We start from the raw sequence: 22022 nt of genomic DNA on the forward strand, positions 1-22022 counted from the left end.
CAGATGTGTATAAGAGACAGGACCCCCAGTACATCACCGTCATCTACCTCGACGACGACCCGCTGACCACGACCGACGCCCTGGCGCCGGCCATCGAAGGGCGCTGGCGGTCAGGCGCGGTACGGCCGGTGTTCGCCGGACCGCTGCGCAGCATGGTGAATTGGGAAGCGTGGCGGTAAACCCCGCGGTCGACTGGCCGCCAGAAAAAGGAGACCTTCCCGAAACGAATGGGTCCTATAGTCCTCGCTGGCAAGGGAGGTGAGATGACGAATCCGTACGCGCTGGCGGCCGCCGGCATCGCGCTGGCCGCCGGTATCTCCGGCTGTTCGGGCAAGGGCAGCCAGCCGGCCGCTGCCCCGAGTTCGAGCCCGGTTTCGGTAACCACGACCGTGATGATCGACGGAAACAAACACACGATGACCGCCGGGGTCGAATGCACCAGTGCGGCGGCGCAGCCGAACGCGTCACCGCCCGAGTCGGGCGACCTCACCACCCGGATCAGCGTGCGCGACGATACGGCGTCGGTGTCCTTGGCCCTCTCGGACGAGAAACCGCCCATGGTCGACGGATTCGCGATCTCGCTCACGCTCGCCAACGGCCAGTACCAACTCCCCTACCAGGCCGCCAGGTCGGCGACCCAGGTGCAAGCGACCAAGGAGGGCAAGAGTTACACGGTGACCGGGACCGGCGAGGCGACCACCCCCGGCCAAAGCGCCACGCGCCCGGTCACTTTCGGGGTGCACGTCACGTGCCCGTGACGGGGCGGTGCTGACGCATGGTTGTTAACCGCGACCCGCTCTGCGATGCTGGCAGCTTGGACATCTTCGCGGAGTGGCAAAGCGACGGCACGGAACTGCGTTGGCGGTCGACGACCGCCGCCAACAATGGGCACGAAGTCGCGGTGTTCAGTCGCCGCTGCGGGACACCGGGCGCCCCCGCCTTGGTGCTCGTGCACGGCTTCCCGACCTCGAGCATCGACTATCACGGCCTGGTGGGCGATTTGGGCTTTGAATTCGACATCTACCTGCTCGACTTCCCCGGCTACGGCCTCTCCGACAAACCGCCTGAGCCCTACGTGTATTCGCTCTACGACGACGCGCGCCTGCTCGTCTACGCCATCACCCAGGTGTGGAATCTGTCCGAGTTCCGCATGCTCACCCACGACCGCGGCAGCAGCGTCGGCATGATCGCGCTGGAGCTGCTGGCGGCGCTGGATCCGCCATCCCTACCCCTCGACCTCATCCTGACCAACGCCAACATCTATCTACCGCTGTCCAATCTCACGGTCTTTCAGACCGCTCTGCTCGACTCCGCGACGGGTCGGCCCACCGCCGCCGCGACGACACCGGAGATGCTGGCGGCCGGCCTGGGAGCCAGCACCTTCATGCCGCGCCGAACGCTGGACGACCCGGAGATCGCCGCGTTGGCGAAATGCTTCGCCCACAACGACGGCATCCGCGTCCTGCCGGACACCATCCAATACCTGCACGAGCGGGCGGCGGACGAAACCGGTTGGCTGGAAGCGCTTTCCAAGAGCCCGGTCAACACCACGGTGGTGTGGGGGCTGCACGACAATGTCTCGCCGCTGCGCGTGCCCAACCACGTCTGGCAGACGTACCTGAAGAACAAGCCCGGCCGCAACCGCTACTGGGTTATTCCCGGGGCCGACCATTACCTGCAATGCGACGCGCCCGACCAGCTGGCTCAGATCGTTCGGCTGACGGCCCAGGGCGACGACATCCCGCTGCAGACCCTCGGCAATGCGCCCGACGGCGCGGTGTTGGTGGACGTAAGCGCTTCCTAGCTTTGCGCCGAACGTCACGCTGGCGTGACGCTCGACACCCCGCGTCACGCTGGCGTGACGCTCGACGGGCAGTGCAAGGCCGTCAGCCCGTGACGACCGGTAACCGCGCCCAGCCGCGCACGCTGGCGGTGTGTGCCCGGTGGGCGTTGGCGTAGTCGACCTCCCAGTCGGGCCAGCGCTTGAGCACCTCTTCGAGCGCCACCCGGCCCTCCATCCGGGCCAGCGCCGAGCCGAGACAGAAGTGCAGGCCCTGCCCGAAGCTCAGATGGCCGCCCTGGCGGTGAATGTCGTAACGGTCGGGATCGTCGAAGTGACGATCGTCGCGGTTGGCAGAACCGTTGAGCAGCAACATGTATGAGCCCTCCGGCACCACCCGGCCGTAGAGTTCGGCGTCCTGGGCGACGTAGCGGGCCTGCACCGGCGACGGCGGCTCGTAACGCAGCGTCTCCTCGACCGCGCCGGGAATCAGGGACGGGTCGGCGACAAGCTCTCGCCGCTGATCCGGATGATCCGACAGCAATTGCCCCATGTAACCGATCAGCCGGGCGGTGGTCTCGTTTCCGGCGCCGGCGATCATCGCGGTGTAGGCCAGCACCTCGGTCCGCGACAACGGCCGCCGGGTGCCGTCGGGTTCCTCGATCTCGGCCCGCAGCAGATCCGTCATCAGGTCGTCGGACGGGTGATCGGCCCGCCATTCGATGTACTCCGCGAACACGACGATGCTCTCCTCGAACAGCTTCGCGTTGACCGCGGCGGGGTCGCGCTCGTCGGACAACTCGATGTAAGCGCCGCCGCGATCGCGAATCTTGGCCTGATCTTCCTCGGGTATGCCCAGCAGGTAACCGATGGTCCGCATCGGCATCATCGCCCCGAGGTCGGCGATGAAATCGAAGCCGCCCGCACCGACCAGCGGATCGAGCTCCCGCACGCAGAAGCCGCGCACCAGGTCCTCCACCGCCAACATGCGCCGCGGCGTGAAGACCCGGGACAGCAGCCTGCGGTGCAGGTCGTGCAGCGGTGGGTCCTCAAACAGCAGAATGCCCGGTGGCACTTCGATATTCGCGAACAAGATGTCGGCCGTGGTCCCCCGCCCAGACCGGTAGGTCTGCCAGTTCGGCAGTTCGCGGGCCACGTCCTCGTACCGGCTCAGCGCGTAGAAGTTGTACTTCTCGTTGTAGTACAGCGGCGCCTCGTCGCGCATGCGCTTCCACACCGGGTACGGGTCGTCGTCGATGTCGGAGTCGAACGGGTCGTAGTACAGGTCGACCGCGCTGGTTCCTGGCATGGTTGATCTCCCTTAGTCGTTGCGGTGCAGGAAGCCGTGCAAGATCGCCTGGACCAATTCGGACACGATCACTTCTCTCGACGGCGGCTTGGCGCCGAAGTAGGTGGAACGCAACGCGGCCATGCCGGCGATCATCGCCACCGTCGAGTAGGCCGGCAGGTCCGGATGTTCCGACCGCAGACCGCGCAGGTTGATGCCCTCGGCGCTGATCTGACCGAGCACCGTGAAAGCCCGTCGAACTTCGGGGATGCCGGCGTCGGCCGCCTCCTCGTCGCTCAGGGCTTCCGATGCCATCAGCGTCAACAACAGGCCCCGGTGTTCGACCAACACGTCGTAGAGCCGACCGACGAAAAGCCCGGCCAGTTCCTCCTCGTCCGTCTCTTCGGGGATGACGGATTGCCACGTCCGGCCGAATTCGTCGACGAAGCTGGTGAACGGTAGGACCAGCGCCTCGCGAAAGAGCGCGGCCTTCGAGCCGAAGTGCCGGAACAGCAGGTGTTCCGTAACGCCGGCGGCCTGGGTGATTTCCCGGGTCGTCGTGCTCCGATAGTCCTGGCGCGCAAAGAGTATCCGGGCGGCGTCGAGCAGAAGCTGGCGCGGAGCGCCGCGCGGTCGGCGATTCGCCGGGGCCGGCGCGTCTGCCGCGCCACGTTTCGTGGTGGGTGGCCGCTGGGGCACAGGTTCGCTCCTCGCCGGACGGTTGACTGCCTTTAGGATAGTGTGCACTATCTAATGCGTCGAGGTGGTATCGGAAGGGGTGCGGCCGTGGGCGCTGTCATCATGCTGGGCACGTTGTTCGGGCTGGTCGTTCTGATATTCGGCCTGGTGCTGCGCCTTGACCCGCAGGCGCGCCGGACCGCGGGTACCGACCAGTGAGTTCCCAGATGACCCCCGTGATGCAGGCGGCCAGCGACTTCGCGCTGATCGGGGGCATCGGGTTCACCGCCCTCGGTGTGTACCTCAGTGTCCGCCGGCGCCGGCTACACCCACTTCTGCTGCTGTGCATCTCGGCGATGTCCTTCTCGTGGATCGAGGCCCCCTACGACTGGGCGATGTACGCGCAGTTTCCGCCGGCCATTCCCCGGATGCCCTCGTGGTGGCCGCTGAACGTCACGTGGGGCGGGCTGCCCCTGTTCGTTCCCGTCGGCTACATCTCCTACTTCGTGCTGCCGGCCGTGACCGGCACCGCCCTCGGACGATGGCTGAGCGCGCGGTTCGGCTGGCGCAGGCCCCCAACGTTGTTGGTGGTCGGTCTCATCGTCGGCTTCTGCTGGGCGCTCTTTTTCAACGGGTTCCTGGGCGCCAAGCTCGGGGTGTTCTATTACGGCCGGGTGATTCCGGGGCTGGCGATCCGCGAGGGAACCGTGCATCAATACCCGCTCTACGACTCCCTCGCGATGGCCATCCAGATGATGGTCTTCACCTACCTGTTGGGCCGCACCGACGCGCAGGGACGAAACGTCATCGAGATGTGGGCCGAGAACAGGTCGAAGAGCCGCCTCGGCGCGTCGCTACTGTCCGTCGCCGCGGTGATCGTCGTCGGAAACGTCCTCTATGGCGCGGTTTTCGCGCCCCACCTGGCGACGAAGCTCGGCGGCTGGGTCACCGCGGGGCCGACGGAACAACTGTTCTCGGGCGTGCCGAACCAACCGCCATAACAGCCGCGCCCAACGTGGAGTTGTTGGGCGAAAATGGGCAAAGTCGCCTCAACAACTCGACGTTCGGCGCGTGTGCGTCCAACCTCACCCGAGAGCCTCGGGCAGCACGACCTCGCCCACGCGCTTGAGATACGGCCACGCGACATCGGGCGGCAGGCCGCCGCACAGCGGGGACAGGTTGAGCACCTGGCCGGCGCGGACCCGCGAAATGGCTTCCGGCACAGAGATAATGATGTGGGAAGTCGGCGCGGCGCGCAGCTCGTCGACGGTGTTCACGTGCGAGAAGCCGGCCGTCGTCTCGTCCCCGGGGTTCCACGCGGCGTAGGTCCGCACGTCGTGCAGCAGGTGCTCGCCGATCTCCTTCCACGCCTGATCCACGTCGTCGGCGACGAACACGACCGAGGGCGTGTCGCGGCTGGGAAACATCGTGGGCCCGGGCTGATGGCCGTGCTCGCGGCAGGCTTCCTCGTAGGCCTGCTGCATGCCCGGCGCGTTGGCGTTGCCCAGCATGCCCAGGCCATACCGGCCGGCGCGACGAGCCGCGGCGACCGTTCCGCCACCCCACATCAGCGCCGGCCCGCCCGGCGTCAGCGGGCGGGGCGTCACGGTGATCCGCCGCCCGTCCTGGACGACGGTCTCGCCGGCAAGCAGTCGCCGCAACAGCGCCAATTTCTCGTCGCAGAGGCGGCCACGGGTCTTCATCGGCACGCCGAAGTGCTCGAATTCCTCCGGCCGGTAGCCCAGGGCCAGGATGTACGAAGCCCGCCCGCGGCTCAGGATGTCCAGCACCGCCATGTCCTCGGCGAGACGCACGGTTTCGTAGAACGGCAGGATCAGAATCAGGCTCAGCGCCAGCCGCTGGGTCCGCGCGGCCACTGCTGAAGCCAGCAATAGCGGCGAGGGCAGATAGCCGTCCTCCGACCCGTGGTGCTCACACAGGACGGCGGCCAAACCACCGTGTTCTTCGGCCCATGCGCACATTTCGGGCACGGCTGCGTACAGATCGGTTGGGGGGGCGGCCCATTCGGGATCGCGCATGTCGAAGCGAAGTGTGTACACGGCAGACTCCTAGCCAGGCTATTCGTTCGACGTACGTTACACGTTTAGTCGAAGGCGTAAAGAGGCAGAGTCGTCGGGATGTCCAGAGAACTCAGCAGGCCCGTGGGCGCGTCGACGACGTACGGGATCGCGTTCACCACCCGCATGGCCGTCGACGCCATCGCGGCGCGGCCGGCACCGTGGCCCTCGGCCGCGCCGAGCGTCATGACGCAATGGATGTCGGGGTCGCCCTCGATGTCCACCCGATAGGTCGCGTCGAACTCCGATGTCGGCCAGCCGGGCGCGACATCGCGGGCCATCCGGATCACGTGCTCGATCACGATGGCCTCGCGGCCGTTGACCACACCCGCGGCCCGGGTTCGCACGGCACCGCAGGTGCCCGCCTTGATGGTGCCGAACGCCACCTCGATGTCGCGGTCGGCCAACTCGCGGTCCAGCGAACCGCGCACCAGCTCCACCTCGACACCCAGGCCGTTGGCCATCAGGAATATCGGTGCCTTCCAAGCCATCTCGATGAATCCGGGTGTCTTCAGCATGGGCTCGAAATCCAAGGGGCGACCGAATCCCATCCCGTCCATCATCACGTCGGCCACCGGGTAGTGGTCGTTGAGCGCGACCTCACTGGCCGTGATGGTGCGGATGCTCTTGGACTGCGTCGTCATCAGCAGGGCGAGCTGATCGGAGGCGAAACCCGGGAAGATGCCCGAGACGTAGAACGACGCGCCGCCGGCCTGGCGGCCGCCTCGAGCTGGTCGCGCCAGTCCGGGGCGAAATACGCCGGCGGGTAGACGAGGCTCGTCGACGATGTCGACACCACGTTGACGCCGGCCCGCAGCAGCCGCAGGTAGTCGGGCACTGCGGCCCCGTCGCGTTCGGGCCCGCTCGCCGCGTACACCACGCAGTCGGGCGCCAGGGAGATCAGCGCATCGGCGTCGTTGGTGGCCGTCACGCCCAGGGGCTTGCCGCCGGCCAACTCGCCGGCGTCCTTGCCGACCTTGTCCGCCGAATGCACCCAGACCCCAACGAGTTCCAGGTCGGGACGACGGGCGATGGCGTCGATCGCGATCGCCCCAACACCGCCGGTCGACCACACGACGGTACGGATGGGCACCGGCGTTCTCATATGGCCCGCGCGGCCGCCGCCGCCCGCTCGAGGTAGGGCCACGCGACATCGGGCGCGAGGCCGCCGCACAGCGGGTGCAGCGGCAGCGGCCGGCCGCCGCGGACGTACTCGGTCGCCTCATCGCAGGTCATGATGCGGTAGGGGCCGCCCTCGTTGCGCAAATCCGACACGCTCTCGGCGCGGGTGATGCTGGCAACGGAATCGTCGTGGGGCCGGTATGACGCCGCCGTCACCGCGTCGTGCAGCAGGTGGGGCCCGAGCACGTCCCAGGCCTCCTCGACGCCCCGCTCGTGTTCGGCGACGAATACCGCAGTCGGCACCCCCGGAGCGGGAAACTGGACGAATCCGGGTTCATGCCCGTGTGCGCGGCACTGCTCTTCGTAGAACTCGATCAGGCCGGGCCACTCCGTCTGGGACACAAACCCCAGGCCGTAACGCCCGGCCCGGCGGGCGGCGGCCTTGCTGCCGCCGGCGATCAGCATCACCGGCCCCGAGTCAGAACCGGACGGCGGCGTGACCCGCACTGTGCGCCCGCGATATTCGACGGGTTCGCCGCGAACGAGTGGCCCGAGAACGGCCAGGATTTCATCGGCCGCGCGACCGCGGGTGGCCATGTCGATGCCGAAGTGGTCGTACTCCTCGTGTCGATGTCCGACACCGAACGCGTACGACACTCTTCCCCGGCTGATCAGGTCGAGTACGCACATCTCCTCGGCGAGCCGAACCGGATCGCGTAGCGGAATCGTCACCGCGGCAAGCAGGATCGCCAACGTGTGCGTCCTGGCGGCGATCGCCGAGGCCAGCATCAGCGGCGACGGCAAATGGCCGTCGTCGGCCCCGTGATGCTCGGACAACACCGCCAACACTGCGCCGCGGGTTTCGCCCCACGCGCACATGTCGATTGCCGCGGCGTACAGCTCCGCGGCGGCCCCGGACCACCGCGGAACCCGCATGTCGAATCTCAACGTAAACATCGGCGCCCCCCCGGTTCGCCTCTGAACACGCAGTCTAACGCCCGCATGGCTGCAAGTTAACCTAAAATTTGTTCGATAAGATAGTGCGCGCTTTCTTAAATCCTTGACCGAGGGGTATCGCGGCGGTAGCTTCAAATCGGAATCGGATACCAGCCGCCCCTGTCCGTGTCGTACGGGCAACGGCCGCAACAGTTTTCATCACGCTGGCGACGCGCGCACACCTGAGGAGGACGAGATGACGGCTCACCGGGTGGTGGTGTGGGCGACGGGTGGCATCGGGTCGATCGCCATCCGTACCATCGCGCGTCGCCCGGATCTGGACCTGGTCGGCGTGTGGGTGCACTCGCCGGAGAAGGACGGCAAGGACGCCGGCGAGCTCGCGAACGGCGAGCCGATCGGCATCACGGCCACCACCGACGCCGACGCGCTGATCGCGCTGAAACCCGATTGCGTCATCTACGCCGCCAGCGGCCCGGAGCGCGACGCGCTGGCCATCCCGGATTACGTCAGGCTGCTCGAGTCCGGCATCAACGTCGTCACGACCAGCACCACCCGCCTGGTCAACCCGCACGCCTACGAACCCGCCGAGTGGCGCGACCAGCTGGTCGCCGCGGCCAAGCAGGGCCAGGTGTCGTTGTACGCGTCGGGGATCGAGCCGGGGTTCGCCGCCGATTACCTGCCGCTGGTGTTGTCCACCCAGTCATCGTCCATCGAGAAGATTCACGCGTTCGAGATCGGCCTGTACGACGACTACGGCGTCCCCGACATCATGAGCGACGCGCTGGGTTTCGGTCGACCGCTCGACTACCAGCCCTGGATCGGCTTCCCGGGTGCGATCGCGGGCGAATGGCAGGGCCAGATCCGGTTGGTCGCCGACGCCCTCGGCGTCGAGGTGCAGGAGGTCCGCGAGTATTTCGACCGCGCGGTGACGAACCGGACGCTGGAGGTCGCTATGGGCACCGTCGAGGCGGGCACCTGCGGTGCGCTGCGCATGCGGGCGATCGGTGTGGTCGACGGCCGGGAAGCCATCGTCATCGAGCACGTCACCCGGCTCGCCCACGACGTCGCGCCGGATTGGCCGACCGGGATCGGCGACCTGTCCTACCGCGTCATGATCAGCGGTGACCCCGACATCGACTGCACGCTGGCGGCGACGCTCAAGGATCCGCACAAAGCCGGGGTGGGGGGCATGACCTCCGGTGCCGGCGCGATGGTGGCCACCGCGATGCGCGTCGTCAACGCCGTGCCGTATGTCGTTGCGGCAGAACCGGGATTGCTCAGTTCGGTGGACCTGCCGTTGACCATCCCGAAGCACGCGTTCGCCACTTAGTCTGCAGGGGTGACGTCTAACCCCCTCGAGGAGCTCACGCTGCAGCAACTGCGGCAACGCACCAGCATGAAATGGCGCGCGCATCCGCCCGACGTCCTGCCGATGTGGGTCGCGGAGATGGACGTGTTGCTGGCCCCGACGGTGGCCGAGGCGCTGCGGACCGCCATCGACAACGGCGACACCGGGTATCCGTGTGGCACCGCGTTGGCCGAGGCGGTCGGTCAATTCGCGTCCGAGCGCTGGCAATGGCATGACCTACCGGTGGGCCACACCGCGATCGTGCCGGACGTCATGCTCGGCGCCGTCGAGTTGCTGCGTCTGGTCACCGATCGGGGTGACGCCGTCGTCGTCAACCCGCCGGTGTACGCCCCGTTCTACGCGTTCGTCGCGCACGACGGCCGTCAGATCGTCGAAGCACCGCTGGGCGCCGAAGGCCGAATTGATTTGGACGCCTTGGCAGAAGCCTTCGCTGGCGCCGGCGCACGGGGAGGGAACGTCGCGTACCTGTTGTGCAACCCCCACAACCCCACCGGAGCCGTGCACACGGCCGACGAGCTCGGCGCCGTCGCCGAGCTCGCCCGCCGGTTCGGCGTCCGGGTGGTGTCGGACGAAATTCACGGGCCCGTCGTCTTGGACGGGGCGCGTTTCACGCCATACCTGACCGTGCCCGGCGCGGAGAACGCGTTCGCCCTGACGTCCGCCTCCAAGGCCTGGAGCCTGTCGGGGCTGAAGGCGGCGCTGGCCATCGCCGGCCCCGAGGCGGTCGCGGACCTGAACCGGATGCCCGAAGAGGTCAGCCATGGGCCGAGCCACTTCGGCATCATCGCCCACGCCGAGGCGTTCCGAACCGGTGGCGATTGGCTCGACGCATTGCTGCGCGGCCTGGATCAGAACCGGACGCTCCTCGGTGAGCTGATCGCCGAGCACCTACCTGGCGTGAAATACCAATGGCCGCAAGGGACTTACCTGGCTTGGCTGGATTGCCGCGAGCTCGGATTCGCCGAGGAGGCCGCCGCGGGCCTGGCGGTGGTCGCCGACCTGTCCGGACCCGCCCGGTGGTTTCTCGACCACGCCCGGGTGGCGCTCAGCTCCGGCCACGTCTTCGGCACCGGGGGCGCGGGTCACGTCCGGCTGAACTTCGCGACCTCGCGGGCCATCCTCACCGAGGCCGTGTCCCGGATGGGCCGCGCGCTGGCCACTACCCGCGACGCGGGCTAGGCCGGGATCTCCTCCGCGCCGCGGCCCAGGTTGCGGAAACCCGCCGCGGGCTCCTTGAAGCCGAGGACGAACGGCAGCGAGCTCAATTCCAGCTTGAACGTCGACCCGAGGCGGCGAAGGAAGCCGGACTCGGGTTGAACTACCGAGACCTCCGAGGTCGCGAGATCGAGATAGTGCGTCGGCGTCTCGCCGATGTCGTCGAAGATGTGGATCAGCGGCTTGCACTGCGAGCGCACCGACTCGTCGAGGCACGCCGCGACCGGCTCGGTCATCAGCACGTATTCGACCACTGGCACCGTGTTTTTCAGCATTCGGTGCACCAGGATGACGTCGAAGCCCGCGAGCTCCACGTGTCGCTTAACCCGCTGCTCGGCCACCTCACCCTGATGGACGACGAACTTCACCGAAAGGCTGTCCAATTGCGCGCAACTCGCGCACTCGCAGGCCAGGTCCTTCTTGAAGCGTTCACGGCGCGCGATGAAAGCCTCCCGCATCCGGGACAGCCGGTCGCACACCAGCACTTTGGGGTCGCCGTCGGGCGCCCAGAAGAACGCGGCGTCACCCTCCAGCTTCGCGAGCTTGAGACCCCTACCGGCGTCGATCACCGACTCCAGTAGGCCCGCCACCGTCAATTGCGCGTGGGCCAAGTGGGTACGGTTCCACTGCATGTAGTGGGTGTAGCCGCTGATGTCGGCAATGATCAGGACGGCACGCCGAATCGCCATGAACAAGCGAGTTTAATGTCCACCAGACGTCTAGCTCAATGAAATTCCCCACTAGACGAACTCGCGTTGTCGAGAGAGGCTAACTCAAGGCGCCCGCCCACCGGAGGAGCTGAATATGCATGTGCTACGAACCCCGGACTCCCGATTCGAAAATTTGGAGGGCTATCCGTTCGTAGCGAACTACGTTGACGTGGCGGCAAGTGACACCCAACCGCTACGCATGCACTTCCTCGACGAGGGCCCTTCCGACGGACCACCGATCGTGCTGCTGCACGGCGAGCCCACCTGGAGCTACCTCTACCGGACGATGATCCCGCCCTTGACGGACGGCGGGAACCGCGTGCTCGCGCCCGACCTGATCGGCTTCGGCCGCTCGGACAAGCCCAGCCGGGTCGAGGATTACACCTACCAGCGCCACGTCGAATGGGTGACCTCCTGGTTCGAGCGGCTCAACCTCAAGGACGTGACCCTGTTCGTGCAGGACTGGGGATCGCTGATCGGGCTGCGCATCGCCGCCGAGCAGGGTGACCGCGTCGCGCGACTCGTGGTGGCGAATGGATTCCTGCCCACCGCGGAGCGGGCCACCCCGCCCGCCTTCTACGCGTGGCGGGCGTTCGCGCGCTACTCCCCCGTGCTGCCCGCCGGCCGCATCGTCTCCGTGGGAACCGTCCGCCGGGTTTCCGCCCGGGTGCGGGCCGGCTATGACGCGCCGTTTCCCGACAAGACGTACCAGGCCGGCGCCCGCGCCTTCCCGCAACTGGTGCCGACCTCACCGGACGATCCGGCGGTGCCGGCCAACCGGGCGGCCTGGAAGGCCCTGGGGCAATGGGAAAAGCCCATGCTTGCCATCTTCGGGGCGCGCGACCCCATCCTCGGGCAAGCGGACCGCCCGCTGATCAAGCACATCCCCGGCGCCGCGGGCCAGCCGCACGCGCGCATCCACGCCAGTCACTTCATCCAGGAAGACGCCGGACCCGAACTGGCCGAACGCATTCTGTCCTGGCAGCAGGCGCTGCGCTGACCGTATGGCGCGCCCCCCGGCCTCGTCAATACCGGCTTCTCGCAACATGTCTCGGTGTAATGCCGGACGTCGTGGCCCCTCGCGGCATGGCCCAAACCCGCTGCGCCGGTGACGAATCCACCGCCCGCCGCCAGGCGCCGCGGCGGCCCGGCGCTCACTGAGATCCTCTTGCGCCCGAAATCGATTGTGGTATAAGCGCTCTCAGCGCGTGACCGCCAGTACAGCCTCGGCCAACTCGGGACGGCAGACCACCAAGTCCGGCAGCTTTGGATCGGGCTGGTTGTAAGCCAGCCCCGAGCCGTCGATGCGCGAGGTGTGCAGGCCCGCGGCCCGGGCCACGGCCACCGGGGCGGCCGAGTCCCATTCGAATTGGCCGCCGGCGTGCACGTACACATCGGACAATCCCTGGACGAGCGAAGCCACCTTGGCCCCCGCCGAACCCATTTCCACCAGCACGCCGTCCAGGGCGTCGCGGACGCTCAGCGCGATGGCGGGCGGGCGGGTGCGCGACACCACGATGCGCGGCTTGCCGGGGGCGGCGGGCGGCGTGGCGACGTCGGGGGTGGCGAGGGTGATGCCCTGCGCAGGCAGCGCCACCGCCCCGGCCACCAGCTCACCGGCGTCCCACAGCGCGACGTGCACCGCCCAGTCGTCGCGCCCGAGCTCGGAGAATTCCCGCGTCCCGTCCAGCGGGTCCACGATCCACACCCGGTCCGCACGCAGCCGGACCGGATTGTCGACACCCTCCTCGGACAGCACCGCGTCGTCGGGGCGCTCGTCGGCCAGCGCTCCCATCAAGAAGTCATGGGATCGCTTGTCCCCCGCGGCTTTCCGCTCACTCGCTTCGGCGTCGGCGAACTCATCGCGGACCGTGAGCAGCAGCCGCCCGGCCTCGGTGGCCAGCCGCGCGGCCAGGTCGTGGTCATCCGTCAGCTGCAACGCCATCACATTCCTTAAGTTGGCAGTGTTGACCAACTTTACCCTGCCAACTCGATGCCTGCGGGCACCGCCCCGAACGGAGGGGTTCGGCCGTAATCTGGTGAACGTGAGCGGGGGAAACGTTCCTTCATTGAGCCGGTTGCGAAGCATTCCACGGGGGCGACTGATCGTCATCGGCGTTGTCTCGGCGGTAGCGCTGGCCGGTGTGCTGGCCTTCGTGGTGCTGAAGCTGACGCAGGGCAACCAAACCGCCGGGCGGCCGACCACCCAGCCCGCGCCCCCGCAGAGCTTCGCCATCCCGGGCTGTTACAACCTGTCGGTTCCGCCGGTCGAGCGTCCCAAACGCCTCAACGTCCTGGGGTGCGCGAGCGTCGCCGTTGCGCTGCAAGACATGTCGTGGAGCTCGTGGGGCCCGCAGGGCGCGGATGGGACCGGCACGGCGGTATTCAAGGTCTGCGACCCGAACTGCGCGGCCGGGTATCAGCTCACCGAGCCGGTCGTCGTGCATGCCTGGAATCCACAGCCGCCGCGGCGCGAGGCCATCTGCCAGGTCGGCCTGAACATCTTCGCCGACATGATCCTGGCGTTCCCCAAGGGCGTCCCGCCACCGACCGTGCAGAAGATGAACACCCAATACAACGGGCAGCCGGCGGTGCACTTCGCCAATTACTCGAGCGGGGACACCCGCGGCACCCAGTTCATCGGCTACACGTACTGCAACTAGCGGCTACAGCTTGGTGGCGGCGACCCGCTTCGCGCGGCTTCACCGCCCTCGCGATCGCCGCTAAACCTCGATCACTACGGCGCCGCCCTGGCCACCACCGGCGCACATGGCCGCGACGCCGATGCCGCCGCCCCTGCGGGCCAGTTCGTAGGCCAGCGTGGTCACCATGCGCGCACCCGAGGCCGCGATGGGGTGCCCGAGGCTGCAACCGCTACCGGAGAAGTTCACCTTCTCCTCGTCGATGCCGTACTCCCGGCACGCCGCGATCGGCACGGACGCGAACGCCTCGTTGATCTCCCACAGCGCCACGTCGTCGACCGACAGGCCGGCGCGCTGCAGCACCTTGCCGATGACCTTGACGGCGCCCAGGCCGGTGTCCCGCGGGGCGACGCCCGCGGCGGCCCACGCCCGGACGGTGCCCATCACGTTCAGGTTCTCGGCGGCGGCGTACTCGCGGTCGACGAGGGCAACCGCCGCCGCGGCGTCGTTGGTGCCGCTGCTGTTGCCGGCGGTGATCGAGAACCCCTCGATCTCCGGGTGCAGCACCTTGAGCGCGGCGAGCTTCTCCACGGTGGTGTCCCGGCGGGGGTGTTCGTCGACGGAGAACTCGGTGACCGAACCGTCGAACTGGGTGACCTTCAGCGGGACGATCTCGTCGACGAACTTGCCCGCGTCCATGGCCGCGATGGCGCGCTGATGTGACCGGGCGGCCCAGGCGTCCATTTCTTCGCGACTGATGCCCACCGCCTGGGCGGTGTTCCAGCCCACGGTGATCGACATGTCCTTGGCGGGCGCGTCCGGCGTCTCGACGTGAGTCGGCGGCATCCAGCGTTCCTCGAACTTGAGCTCCGGGCCGGGGATGCGCCAGTTGGTCAGCGGCGTCATCGACAGCGACTGCACGCCGCCGGCGATGAGCACGCGCTCCATCCCGGAGCCGATCTGGGCCGCGGCGTTGCCGATGGCGGTCAGGCTGCCCGCGCAGTGCCGGTTCACCGACTGCCCGGGAATGTCCTCCATGCCGGTCGCGGTGGCCGCATACCGCGCCAAATCGCCGCCGCCGTAGTGGGATTCGGCGAAGATGATGTCGTCGATCTCGGACGGGTCGACGCCGGACCTGCGAACGACCTCCGGAAGCACGGTGGTGATCAGCGTCTCGGGCGGCGTGTTGACGAGCGTGCCCTTGAAGGAGCGGCCGATCGCCGTCCGAACCGCTCCGACAATGACGGGTGTGGCCATGCTTTTCATCCTCGAACTGTCGTGGGCGTGAAAGATATGTCGCGCCGAGTTTACACTAATCGCCTCGAGCGTAACGCCGCGGCTCCCGATCGGCGGGCCCGCGACTGCGGCGTTACGCTCGCGCGATGAGCACCACACCCCTCGCAAAACCCGACACCACCCAGACCGCCGCGTACCGGGTCGCGGCGATGCTCCTCGGCGTGGGCACGCTGCACTTCGTGGCGCCCAAGCCGTTCGACACGATCGTCCCCGCCGAGCTACCGGGCAGCGCCCGGTTCTACACCTACGCCTCCGGGGTGGCCGAGATCGGCGTCGGCGCGGCGCTGGTCCCCCGACGCACCCGCCGATTGGCCGCGCTGGCGGCGGCTGCGTTGTTCATTGGGGTGTTTCCCGCGAACGTCAACATGTGCCGGTTGTGGTGGAACAAACCCTGGCCCATGCGGATCGCTGCCTTCGCCCGGCTGCCGCTGCAAATACCGATGATCACCACCGCGCTGAAGATCAGCCGCAACAGCTGAGCGTCACACTAGTGACGGGGGTCAGTGCGGTTCAGCCGCAAAACCCTTGTGCGGCACTCGAACTCACGCCTCGACGTCGACCGAACGGCCGAGGAACGCCATGAGTCGGGCGGTCGGCGTCGCATCGCCCGGCGCGGGTTGGGCCGGCCCGAAGCCCGCTGGTCGCCGCAACAGGTGCTCCGGGACCGACTCCACCAGCCCGCGGCACAGTTCCAGCAGGTCCCCGGGCAGCTCGATCAGTCGGCCCTGGGAACGATGAATGTCCCAAGCGTGCATGGCCAGGTCCGACACCGGATAGGTCAGCGCTCGGCGCAGCGGGACTTCACCTTCTGGGGATCTCCGCGGTCCGTCGAATTCGGCGGCCGGCAACGCCGCGGCCAGCCGCCCTGCCAGCTCGCGCAGCCGCTCCGCCGGGTTGTCGCACATCCAGTCGGAAGGCTGCGACGGCCGGTCCCAGAGCTCGCCGTCTTCAACCAGGGTCACGACTTTCGCGGCGCTGCCGGTGACATGCCCGACCAGCTCGCGCACGCTCCAACCTTCGAGGTTGGACGGCTGGTCCCAGTGCTCCGGTGAGACCTGGTCGACGGCCTCGATGAGCAGATCGATCGCCTCGGTGGCCAGCACGCCGATCCGGGCGTTCGTGTCGTTCATGGCGTGCATCCCCTCGAAACGCCGTGTCGCGTACCGTCCAGAAGTCTAGGGTCGCAACGCCGGATACACAGGAGGTCCGCTTGGGCAAAACGGATATCGCGGCGGTCTTGGCGGTTGCATCCGCCCTGATGGTGGGTATCGGAGACGTCATCCAGCAGCGATCCGCCCAAGAGGTCACCGACAAGCCTGTTGGCACCGTCGCCCTGTTTCGCCGGCTACTGCGCGATCGGCAGTGGTGGACGGGCAGCCTGGTGGCCGGCGCCGGTTTCGGGTTCCAGGCCGCCGCGCTGGGGATGGGTTCCGTCGTGCTCGTTCAGGCGCTGCTGGTGACGTCGTTGCTGTTCGCGCTGCTCATCAGCGCGCGGATCAACCATCGGAGAATCACTGCGCGACAAGCGGTCTGGGCCGTCCTGCTGGCCGCGGCGGTCGCGGTGGTGGTGACGGTCGGCGACCCGCAGGAGGGCACTCCGCGAGGGTCTCCGCATACCTGGACCATCGTGGCGCTGGTCATGGGCCCGGCGCTGATCCTGTGCGTGGTCGGCGCGCGCCTGTTCCCCGGTGCGGTCGGCGCGATGCTGCTGGGTTTGATGTCCGGCTCGCTGTGGGGGTTGTTCTCCGTGTTGACCAAGGGTGTGGTCGACCAGCTCGACCGCGGCATCCCGGCCCTGCTGCGCACACCCGAGGTGTACGTGTGGGCGGTCGTCGCGATCGCGGCCACCGCCTGGGAACAATCGGCGTTTCGGGCGGGCCCGCTCACCGCGTCGCTGCCGGCGACGACCGTCGCCGAGCCCGTCGTCGGATCGGTGCTCGGTGTCACCGTGCTCGGTGAGACGCTGCGCACCAACGACATCGGCATGGTGGCACTGGTCCTCTCGGTCGTGGTGATGGCGGCGGCGACGGTGGCGCTCACCCGCAGCCAGGCCGCGTCCACCCCGCCGGCGGACGAAAAACCCGCGGTATCAGCTTGATCGGCTGCGCGAGCCGACGCGGTGCGCCGTGCCGTCCGGATCGACATAGGCGAATTCGCGGAGCCCATAGGGAGTGTCCTGCGGGGGGACCAGGCGGCCCTCAAGGTCTTCCAGCGCCGCCCACTCCGCATAGAGGCCGTCGGCATCACTGACATAGAGGTACACGCTTGCGGCGGTTCGCAATGGGTCGTGCTCATCCCACTCGGTGAGGTGAATGGATACGGATCCGCGGTCGACGAAGCCGTAACGATCTGGTCCGTCGTATGCACGTGCGGCGAAGCCGAGTCGTCGATAGCGGGCCAGTGCGACGTCGAGATTCCGGACCGGGACGATCGGGGCTACGGAGGAGAAGTCGACTGCGGTCACGTCGCGAACATATCGCCTGGCCCGACATCGGTGGCGCCAGCATCGCCAATCGGATCGCCGGGAAGATCGGCAACCAATGGCACCGCAATAGCCGCCCGCCGTTCACCCGTCGGCGGTAGTTGCTCGCTGCGGCCCCGGCGTACGATCTTGCGGCCGAACCCGGTGAACCGACCACACTTGCACCACCACCGATCCTGGCGGTAAGCCGTACCTGCACACGACGTCGCGACGTGGCTTCGTGCAGGCTGATCGGAGAGTCGGTCGCGGGGTGTCGAGGAGGAACGAATGAGCGCATCGGAGACGGTGGCCGAAGGCGGCGGCCGACCAGTGATCCACCTTTCGCAACTACTGCGCGCGCCGGTGCTGGCCCGCGCCGGGGAGACCGTGGGCCGCGTCGAGGACGTGATCGTGCGGCTGCGGGGCGCGGACGAGTACCCGCTCGTGACCGGGATCGTCGCGGGGGTCGGCGGCCGGCGGGTGTTCATCGGCGACAAATCCATCGATGAGTACGCCGCCGACCGAGTCCTGTTGACCAAGAACAAGGTTGACCTTCGCGGCTTCGAGCGCCGGGACGGTGAGGTGCTGTTGCGCACCGACGTGTTGGGACATCGGCTGATCGACGTGGCCAACGTCGAGCTGATCCGCGCCTACGACGTTGAGCTCGAGGACACCGGCGCCGGATGGATACTTACGCGGGTTGACACCCGACGGCCACCCCGGCTGTTCGGGCTGATCAAGCAGTCCGGTGGACACGCGGCTCGCGACTGGAAGGCGTTCGAGCCGCTGATCGGTGACGCTCGATCCGACGCCGTCCGGCGCCTGTCGGACCGATTCGGCGAGTTCAAAGCCGCCGAAATCGCCGACCTTCTCGAAGAGGCGGACAAGGCCGAGGGCGGCGAGATCCTCGACCGCGTGCGCAGCGACCCCGAGCTGGAAGCCGACGTCTTCGAGGAGTTGGAGCCGGAGAAGGCCAGCCGGCTGCTCGACGGCATGCCTGACAACGAGGTCGCCGCCCTGCTGGGCCGGATGCGGGCCGACGACGCTGCCGACGCCATCGCCGACCTGCGCCAGTCGCGCCGCCGGCGCGTGCTGGATCTGATGCCGGGCCCGCAGCGCACCAAGGTCATCACCCTGATGGGCTTCAATCCCGAAAGCGCCGGCGGGCTGATGAACGTCGACTTTGTTTCCTGCGCCGCCTCGATCACCGCGGCGGAAGCGCTGAACCTGATCGCGAACGCCCGCACCATACAGCCGGAGGCGCTGATCAAGGTGCATGTGATCGACGAGGAGAGACGGCTCGACGGCGTCGTCTCGGTGATCGCCCTGCTGCAGGCACCGGCCGGGGAAGTCCTTGAGCGACTGATGGATTCGGACCCGGTGCGGGTCACGGCGGACGCCGATCTCACGGACATCGCACTGTTGATGGCCGACTTCAACCTCTATTCCATCCCGGTCGTCGACGACCAGGACCGCGTGCTGGGGGTGGTCACCGTCGACGATGTGCTCGAGGCGACCATTCCCGAGGATTGGCGACGGCGCGAACCGGCGCCGCGTCCCGTTCGCGAGGTCCCCGGTGACCAAGGCACCCGCGTGCCGGGAGGCAACCCGCTGTGAGCACAGGTCGCGAGGACACCAACCGGCGCAGCGCGGTGCTCGACACGGCGCATCTCGGTGACATCGAGGGCGCGTTCGGTCGGATCAGCGTCGGCGAAACCGAGCACGCCCGCACCTGGAAAACGCGGTTGCTGACGCTGCTGGCGATCGTCGGTCCCGGAATCATCGTGATGGTCGGCGACAACGACGCCGGCGGCGTCGCCACGTATGCCCAAGCGGGACAGAACTACGGCTACTCCCTGCTGTGGGTGCTCTTGTTGTTGATCCCCGTGCTGATCGTCAACCAGGAGATGGTGGTGCGGCTCGGGGCGGTCACCGGGGTCGGGCACGCGCGGCTCATCAACGAACGCTTCGGCCGTGGCTGGGGCTGGTTCTCGGTCGGCGACCTGTTCCTGCTCAACTTCCTGACGATCGTCACCGAATTCATCGGGATCACCCTGGCCGCGGAATTCATCGGCATCTCCAAGTACGTTGTGGTGCCGGTCTCGGCGGTGGCCCTCGTCGCGATCATGGCGAGCGGAAGCTTCCGCCGCTGGGAGCGCGCGATGTTCGTCTTTATCGCCGTCACGTTGCTGCAGATCCCAATGCTGCTGATGTCCCACCCGCAGTGGGCACAGGCGGCGAAATCCTTCGTGGTGCCCACCATTTCGGGAGGCGTCAGCTCGGATGCGGTGCTGCTCATCATCGCCATCGTGGGGACCACCGTGGCGCCCTGGCAGTTGTTCTTCCAGCAGTCCAACGTCGTCGACAAACGCATTACCCCGCGGTTCATCGGATACGAGCGCGCCGACACCGTGCTGGGCGCCTTCGTCGTGGTCATCGGCGCCGCGGCGCTCGTGATGACCGGCGAATGGGCGGCACGCTCCACCAGCAGCGTCGGCGGTTTCACCGACGCCGGGGCGACCGCGCACCTGCTGGGCGAACACCGGGCGACGCTCGGCTGGATTTTCGCCATCGTGCTGATGGACGCCTCCATCATCGGCGCCGCCGCGGTGACCCTGGCCACCAGCTACGCATTCGGCGACGTGTTCGGCCTGAAGCACTCGCTGCACCGTGGGTTCGCCGACGCCAAACAGTTCTATTTTTCCTACACCGCGATGGTGGTGGTGGCCGCGGCCATCGTCCTGATCCCCGGCGCCCCGCTCGGGCTGATCACCACCGCCGTGCAGGCCCTTGCCGGCCTATTGCTGCCCAGCGCCAGCGTATTTCTACTGCTGCTGTGCAACGACCGAGAGGTGTTGGGGCCGTGGGTCAATCGGCCGTGGCTCAACTGGGTTGCCGGGTTGATCGTCGGCACGCTGCTGCTGTTGTCAGGAATCCTGATGACCACCACGCTGTTCCGCGACCTCAACGTCGTGGCGGTGGCCGGCTACCTGGCCCTGGCACTGGCCATACTCGCGGCGGCGGCGGTACCGGTGCTGCGCTGGATGTCGCGCCGTCAGCCTGCAGCGCCCGCGGCGCGGCTTCCGGCGCGCGGGGTAGACCGCAATACGTGGCGAATGCCGCCCTTGACGCTGCTCGAACCGGTCACCTGGTCACCGGGCACCCGGCTCGGGATGATCGCGTTGCGCGCCTACCTGATCGTCGGCGCACTGCTGTTGGTGGTCAAGGCGATTCAGCTCAGTCACTGACGGCGTGTTGAATGCGGCGGGCCACCTCGCCGTACCGCTCGAACCGTTCCGGATCGCCGACGGCGTTGTAAAGCACCAGGCGCGTGGCCTTTCCGGCGTACTTCTCGGTGAGCGCGTCGGCCAACCCATCCCACGTCGACTCGGTCGCGAAGGCGGCGACGTGGTCGTCGCTGACCTGGGCCGCCATGCCGGCGAAGTCACCGGCCTTCTGCTTCTCGCGGATCCGGGCCGTGGTGCCCTCGAACCCGGCCTGGTCCCAGATGAACGCGTAGTTGGGGGTGCTGCCGTAGAAGGCCATGCTGGCGCGCACCCCTTCTCGTTGCTTGTCGCGCTCCTCGTCGGTGTCACCGACGATGGTCATCACGGGCACGATCACCGCAAGGTCCGACGGTGAGCGCCCGGCCTTCGCCGCCCCGTCGGCGATGTTGGGCAACACGTGCCGGGCGATGTAGCCCGGCTCCCCGATGGGATGCACGTGCACCCCGTCGGCCACCTCGCCCGCCATCCGCAGCATCCACGGATTGACCGCTGCGATATCGACTTTCGGATCGGGGGCGTCAATGGGACCCGGGCTCCATTGCGGGGTGATGAAGTCGAGGTCGTAGAAGTCGCCGTGGTGGTCGAGCGTCCCGGATCGAAAGGCGGCGAAGCACGCCTTGACCGCGAAGAGGTAGTCGCGCAGCCGCGGGCCGGGCCGCTCGAACGCCACACCGTAACGCCGGACGACATGGGTGCGCACCTGGGTGCCGAGCCCCAGCCGGAAGTTGCCGCCGGTCGCTTCCTGAAGCTCCCAGGCCGTGGCCGCCGTGATGAAGGGACTTCGCGGGAAGGCCACCGCCACGCCCGTGGACAGCTCGAGGCCGGGAGCGGCCTGCGACGCGACGGCGGCGTTGAGATAGGCCGTGCGCCCCGTCTCGGTGAACAACAAACCGGAGAAGCCGGCCGATTGCGTTCGCCGGGCCAGCTCGCCGATCCGGTGCAGCGGTTGCGGGACCGTCATCGCGTCGACGTGCATCCTCGGAGCCTACGTGTGGCTTGCCCCTTGCTGGGCGGCCGCGTCACGGTGTTAGCTCTTTAGTCGGCAGCAACCACCGCCGCTTGCGCTAACGGAAGGCTCGCGAACATGCTTCGTGGATTACTGGTCACTGCAGCAATCGCCGTCGGAATTGCCGGCACTC

General features: G+C 67.8%; 21 protein-coding genes and 1 pseudogene. 11 read left to right on the forward strand and 11 right to left on the reverse strand.

Annotated elements, in window-relative coordinates:
• Positions 1–263 precede the first annotated feature (263 nt).
• Both WU80_RS05385 and WU80_RS05390 read left to right on the forward strand, forming a co-directional pair.
• Complete coding sequence (locus tag WU80_RS05385) at positions 264–758, forward strand: lipoprotein LpqH (protein ID WP_055399969.1); 495 nt, start codon at positions 264–266, stop codon at positions 756–758.
• A gap of 56 nt (positions 759–814) precedes the next feature.
• Positions 815–1804: an alpha/beta fold hydrolase gene (locus WU80_RS05390; protein WP_055399971.1), complete on the forward strand. Its 990-nt coding sequence runs from the start codon at positions 815–817 to the stop codon at positions 1802–1804.
• Between the two features lie 82 nt (positions 1805–1886).
• Here WU80_RS05390 and WU80_RS05395 read toward each other — a convergent pair whose 3' ends face one another.
• Both WU80_RS05395 and WU80_RS05400 read right to left on the reverse strand, forming a co-directional pair.
• The gene (locus WU80_RS05395) at positions 1887–3089 is read right to left on the reverse strand and encodes a cytochrome P450 (protein ID WP_055399973.1); all 1203 of its coding nucleotides are present in this window, start codon (positions 3087–3089) and stop codon (positions 1887–1889) included.
• A gap of 12 nt (positions 3090–3101) precedes the next feature.
• A complete protein-coding gene (locus WU80_RS05400) occupies positions 3102–3767 on the reverse strand; it encodes a TetR/AcrR family transcriptional regulator (RefSeq protein WP_055399974.1) in 666 nt (221 codons plus the stop codon).
• A 194-nt stretch (positions 3768–3961) separates the two neighbouring features.
• Here WU80_RS05400 and WU80_RS05405 point away from each other — a divergent pair, with 194 nt between their 5' ends.
• On the forward strand, positions 3962–4747 hold the full coding sequence (locus WU80_RS05405) for a spirocyclase AveC family protein (protein WP_055399976.1): 786 nt from the start codon (positions 3962–3964) through the stop codon (positions 4745–4747).
• Between the two features lie 84 nt (positions 4748–4831).
• Here WU80_RS05405 and WU80_RS05410 read toward each other — a convergent pair whose 3' ends face one another.
• The 3 genes and pseudogenes from WU80_RS05410 to WU80_RS05420 all read right to left on the reverse strand — a co-directional run bounded on the left by WU80_RS05410 (position 4832) and on the right by WU80_RS05420 (position 7903).
• Entirely contained in the window at positions 4832–5806 is a 975-nt protein-coding gene (locus tag WU80_RS05410; RefSeq protein ID WP_055399978.1) for an LLM class flavin-dependent oxidoreductase, read from the reverse strand.
• A 44-nt stretch (positions 5807–5850) separates the two neighbouring features.
• Positions 5851–6929: pseudogene (locus WU80_RS05415) on the reverse strand (dihydrodipicolinate reductase).
• Positions 6926–7903, reverse strand: a complete 978-nt coding sequence (locus tag WU80_RS05420) for an LLM class flavin-dependent oxidoreductase (protein WP_055399981.1) — start codon at positions 7901–7903, stop codon at positions 6926–6928. Before WU80_RS05420 ends, WU80_RS05415 begins: the two are co-directional and overlap by 4 nt.
• 235 nt (positions 7904–8138) lie before the next feature.
• On the opposite strand from WU80_RS05420, the gene WU80_RS05425 reads away from it, so the two are divergent.
• Positions 8139–9233, forward strand: coding sequence for a dihydrodipicolinate reductase (locus WU80_RS05425; protein ID WP_055399983.1), 1095 nt, complete (start codon positions 8139–8141; stop codon positions 9231–9233).
• Between the two features lie 9 nt (positions 9234–9242).
• On the forward strand, positions 9243–10451 hold the full coding sequence (locus WU80_RS05430) for a MalY/PatB family protein (protein WP_055399985.1): 1209 nt from the start codon (positions 9243–9245) through the stop codon (positions 10449–10451).
• Here WU80_RS05430 and WU80_RS05435 read toward each other — a convergent pair.
• Positions 10448–11176: a DUF2652 domain-containing protein gene (locus tag WU80_RS05435; RefSeq protein WP_055399987.1), complete on the reverse strand. Its 729-nt coding sequence runs from the start codon at positions 11174–11176 to the stop codon at positions 10448–10450. The two genes, WU80_RS05430 and WU80_RS05435, sit on opposite strands and share 4 nt — an antisense overlap.
• Before the next feature lie 115 nt (positions 11177–11291).
• On the opposite strand from WU80_RS05435, the gene WU80_RS05440 reads away from it, so the two are divergent.
• A complete protein-coding gene (locus tag WU80_RS05440) occupies positions 11292–12197 on the forward strand; it encodes a haloalkane dehalogenase (RefSeq protein WP_055399989.1) in 906 nt (301 codons plus the stop codon).
• A gap of 201 nt (positions 12198–12398) precedes the next feature.
• On the opposite strand, the gene WU80_RS05445 is transcribed toward WU80_RS05440, so the two are convergent.
• Complete coding sequence (locus WU80_RS05445; RefSeq protein ID WP_055399991.1) at positions 12399–13142, reverse strand: 3'(2'),5'-bisphosphate nucleotidase CysQ; 744 nt, start codon at positions 13140–13142, stop codon at positions 12399–12401.
• A 133-nt stretch (positions 13143–13275) separates the two neighbouring features.
• Between WU80_RS05445 and WU80_RS05450 the strand changes: the two genes are divergently transcribed.
• Positions 13276–13860, forward strand: a complete 585-nt coding sequence (locus tag WU80_RS05450; protein WP_231633748.1) for a hypothetical protein — start codon at positions 13276–13278, stop codon at positions 13858–13860.
• A 60-nt stretch (positions 13861–13920) separates the two neighbouring features.
• On the opposite strand, the gene WU80_RS05455 is transcribed toward WU80_RS05450, so the two are convergent.
• Positions 13921–15096: a thiolase family protein gene (locus WU80_RS05455; protein WP_055400073.1), complete on the reverse strand. Its 1176-nt coding sequence runs from the start codon at positions 15094–15096 to the stop codon at positions 13921–13923.
• A 125-nt stretch (positions 15097–15221) separates the two neighbouring features.
• On the opposite strand from WU80_RS05455, the gene WU80_RS05460 reads away from it, so the two are divergent.
• Positions 15222–15614 carry a hypothetical protein gene (locus WU80_RS05460; RefSeq protein ID WP_055399993.1) on the forward strand — a complete coding sequence of 131 codons (393 nt, stop codon included), beginning with the start codon at positions 15222–15224 and terminating at the stop codon, positions 15612–15614.
• A gap of 63 nt (positions 15615–15677) precedes the next feature.
• Here the strand turns inward: WU80_RS05460 and WU80_RS05465 are convergent, their stop codons facing one another.
• On the reverse strand, positions 15678–16265 hold the full coding sequence (locus tag WU80_RS05465) for a TIGR03086 family metal-binding protein (protein WP_055400076.1): 588 nt from the start codon (positions 16263–16265) through the stop codon (positions 15678–15680).
• A gap of 80 nt (positions 16266–16345) precedes the next feature.
• On the opposite strand from WU80_RS05465, the gene WU80_RS05470 reads away from it, so the two are divergent.
• The gene (locus tag WU80_RS05470) at positions 16346–17233 is read left to right on the forward strand and encodes a DMT family transporter (protein WP_055399995.1); all 888 of its coding nucleotides are present in this window, start codon (positions 16346–16348) and stop codon (positions 17231–17233) included.
• Here the strand turns inward: WU80_RS05470 and WU80_RS05475 are convergent.
• A complete protein-coding gene (locus WU80_RS05475; protein ID WP_055399998.1) occupies positions 17225–17599 on the reverse strand; it encodes a VOC family protein in 375 nt (124 codons plus the stop codon). The two genes, WU80_RS05470 and WU80_RS05475, sit on opposite strands and share 9 nt — an antisense overlap.
• A gap of 285 nt (positions 17600–17884) precedes the next feature.
• Between WU80_RS05475 and WU80_RS05480 the strand changes: the two genes are divergently transcribed.
• Both WU80_RS05480 and WU80_RS05485 read left to right on the forward strand, forming a co-directional pair.
• Positions 17885–19213, forward strand: a complete 1329-nt coding sequence (locus WU80_RS05480) for a magnesium transporter MgtE N-terminal domain-containing protein (protein WP_055400000.1) — start codon at positions 17885–17887, stop codon at positions 19211–19213.
• A complete protein-coding gene (locus WU80_RS05485; protein ID WP_055400002.1) occupies positions 19210–20844 on the forward strand; it encodes an Nramp family divalent metal transporter in 1635 nt (544 codons plus the stop codon). Before WU80_RS05480 ends, WU80_RS05485 begins: the two co-directional genes overlap by 4 nt.
• On the opposite strand, the gene WU80_RS05490 is transcribed toward WU80_RS05485, so the two are convergent.
• A complete protein-coding gene (locus WU80_RS05490) occupies positions 20834–21859 on the reverse strand; it encodes a TIGR03617 family F420-dependent LLM class oxidoreductase (RefSeq protein ID WP_055400004.1) in 1026 nt (341 codons plus the stop codon). The genes WU80_RS05485 and WU80_RS05490 overlap by 11 nt on opposite strands.
• Positions 21860–22022 lie beyond the last annotated feature (163 nt).

The organism is Mycobacterium sp. UM_11, from assembly GCF_001414075.1.
Taxonomy (GTDB): domain Bacteria; phylum Actinomycetota; class Actinomycetes; order Mycobacteriales; family Mycobacteriaceae; genus Mycobacterium.

Coding starts and splice junctions, on each gene's coding strand:
- WU80_RS05385 (WP_055399969.1), top strand. CDS start 264: ATGACGAATCCGTACGCGCTGGCGGCCGCCGGCATCGCGCTGGCCGCC.
- WU80_RS05395 (WP_055399973.1), bottom strand. CDS start 3,089: ATGCCAGGAACCAGCGCGGTCGACCTGTACTACGACCCGTTCGACTCC.
- WU80_RS05455 (WP_055400073.1), bottom strand. CDS start 15,096: ATGGCCACACCCGTCATTGTCGGAGCGGTTCGGACGGCGATCGGCCGC.
- WU80_RS05440 (WP_055399989.1), top strand. CDS start 11,292: ATGCATGTGCTACGAACCCCGGACTCCCGATTCGAAAATTTGGAGGGC.
- WU80_RS05420 (WP_055399981.1), bottom strand. CDS start 7,903: ATGTTTACGTTGAGATTCGACATGCGGGTTCCGCGGTGGTCCGGGGCC.
- WU80_RS05490 (WP_055400004.1), bottom strand. CDS start 21,859: ATGCACGTCGACGCGATGACGGTCCCGCAACCGCTGCACCGGATCGGC.
- WU80_RS05425 (WP_055399983.1), top strand. CDS start 8,139: ATGACGGCTCACCGGGTGGTGGTGTGGGCGACGGGTGGCATCGGGTCG.
- WU80_RS05445 (WP_055399991.1), bottom strand. CDS start 13,142: ATGGCGTTGCAGCTGACGGATGACCACGACCTGGCCGCGCGGCTGGCC.
- WU80_RS05460 (WP_055399993.1), top strand. CDS start 15,222: ATGAGCACCACACCCCTCGCAAAACCCGACACCACCCAGACCGCCGCG.
- WU80_RS05435 (WP_055399987.1), bottom strand. CDS start 11,176: ATGGCGATTCGGCGTGCCGTCCTGATCATTGCCGACATCAGCGGCTAC.
- WU80_RS05480 (WP_055400000.1), top strand. CDS start 17,885: ATGAGCGCATCGGAGACGGTGGCCGAAGGCGGCGGCCGACCAGTGATC.
- WU80_RS05465 (WP_055400076.1), bottom strand. CDS start 16,265: ATGAACGACACGAACGCCCGGATCGGCGTGCTGGCCACCGAGGCGATC.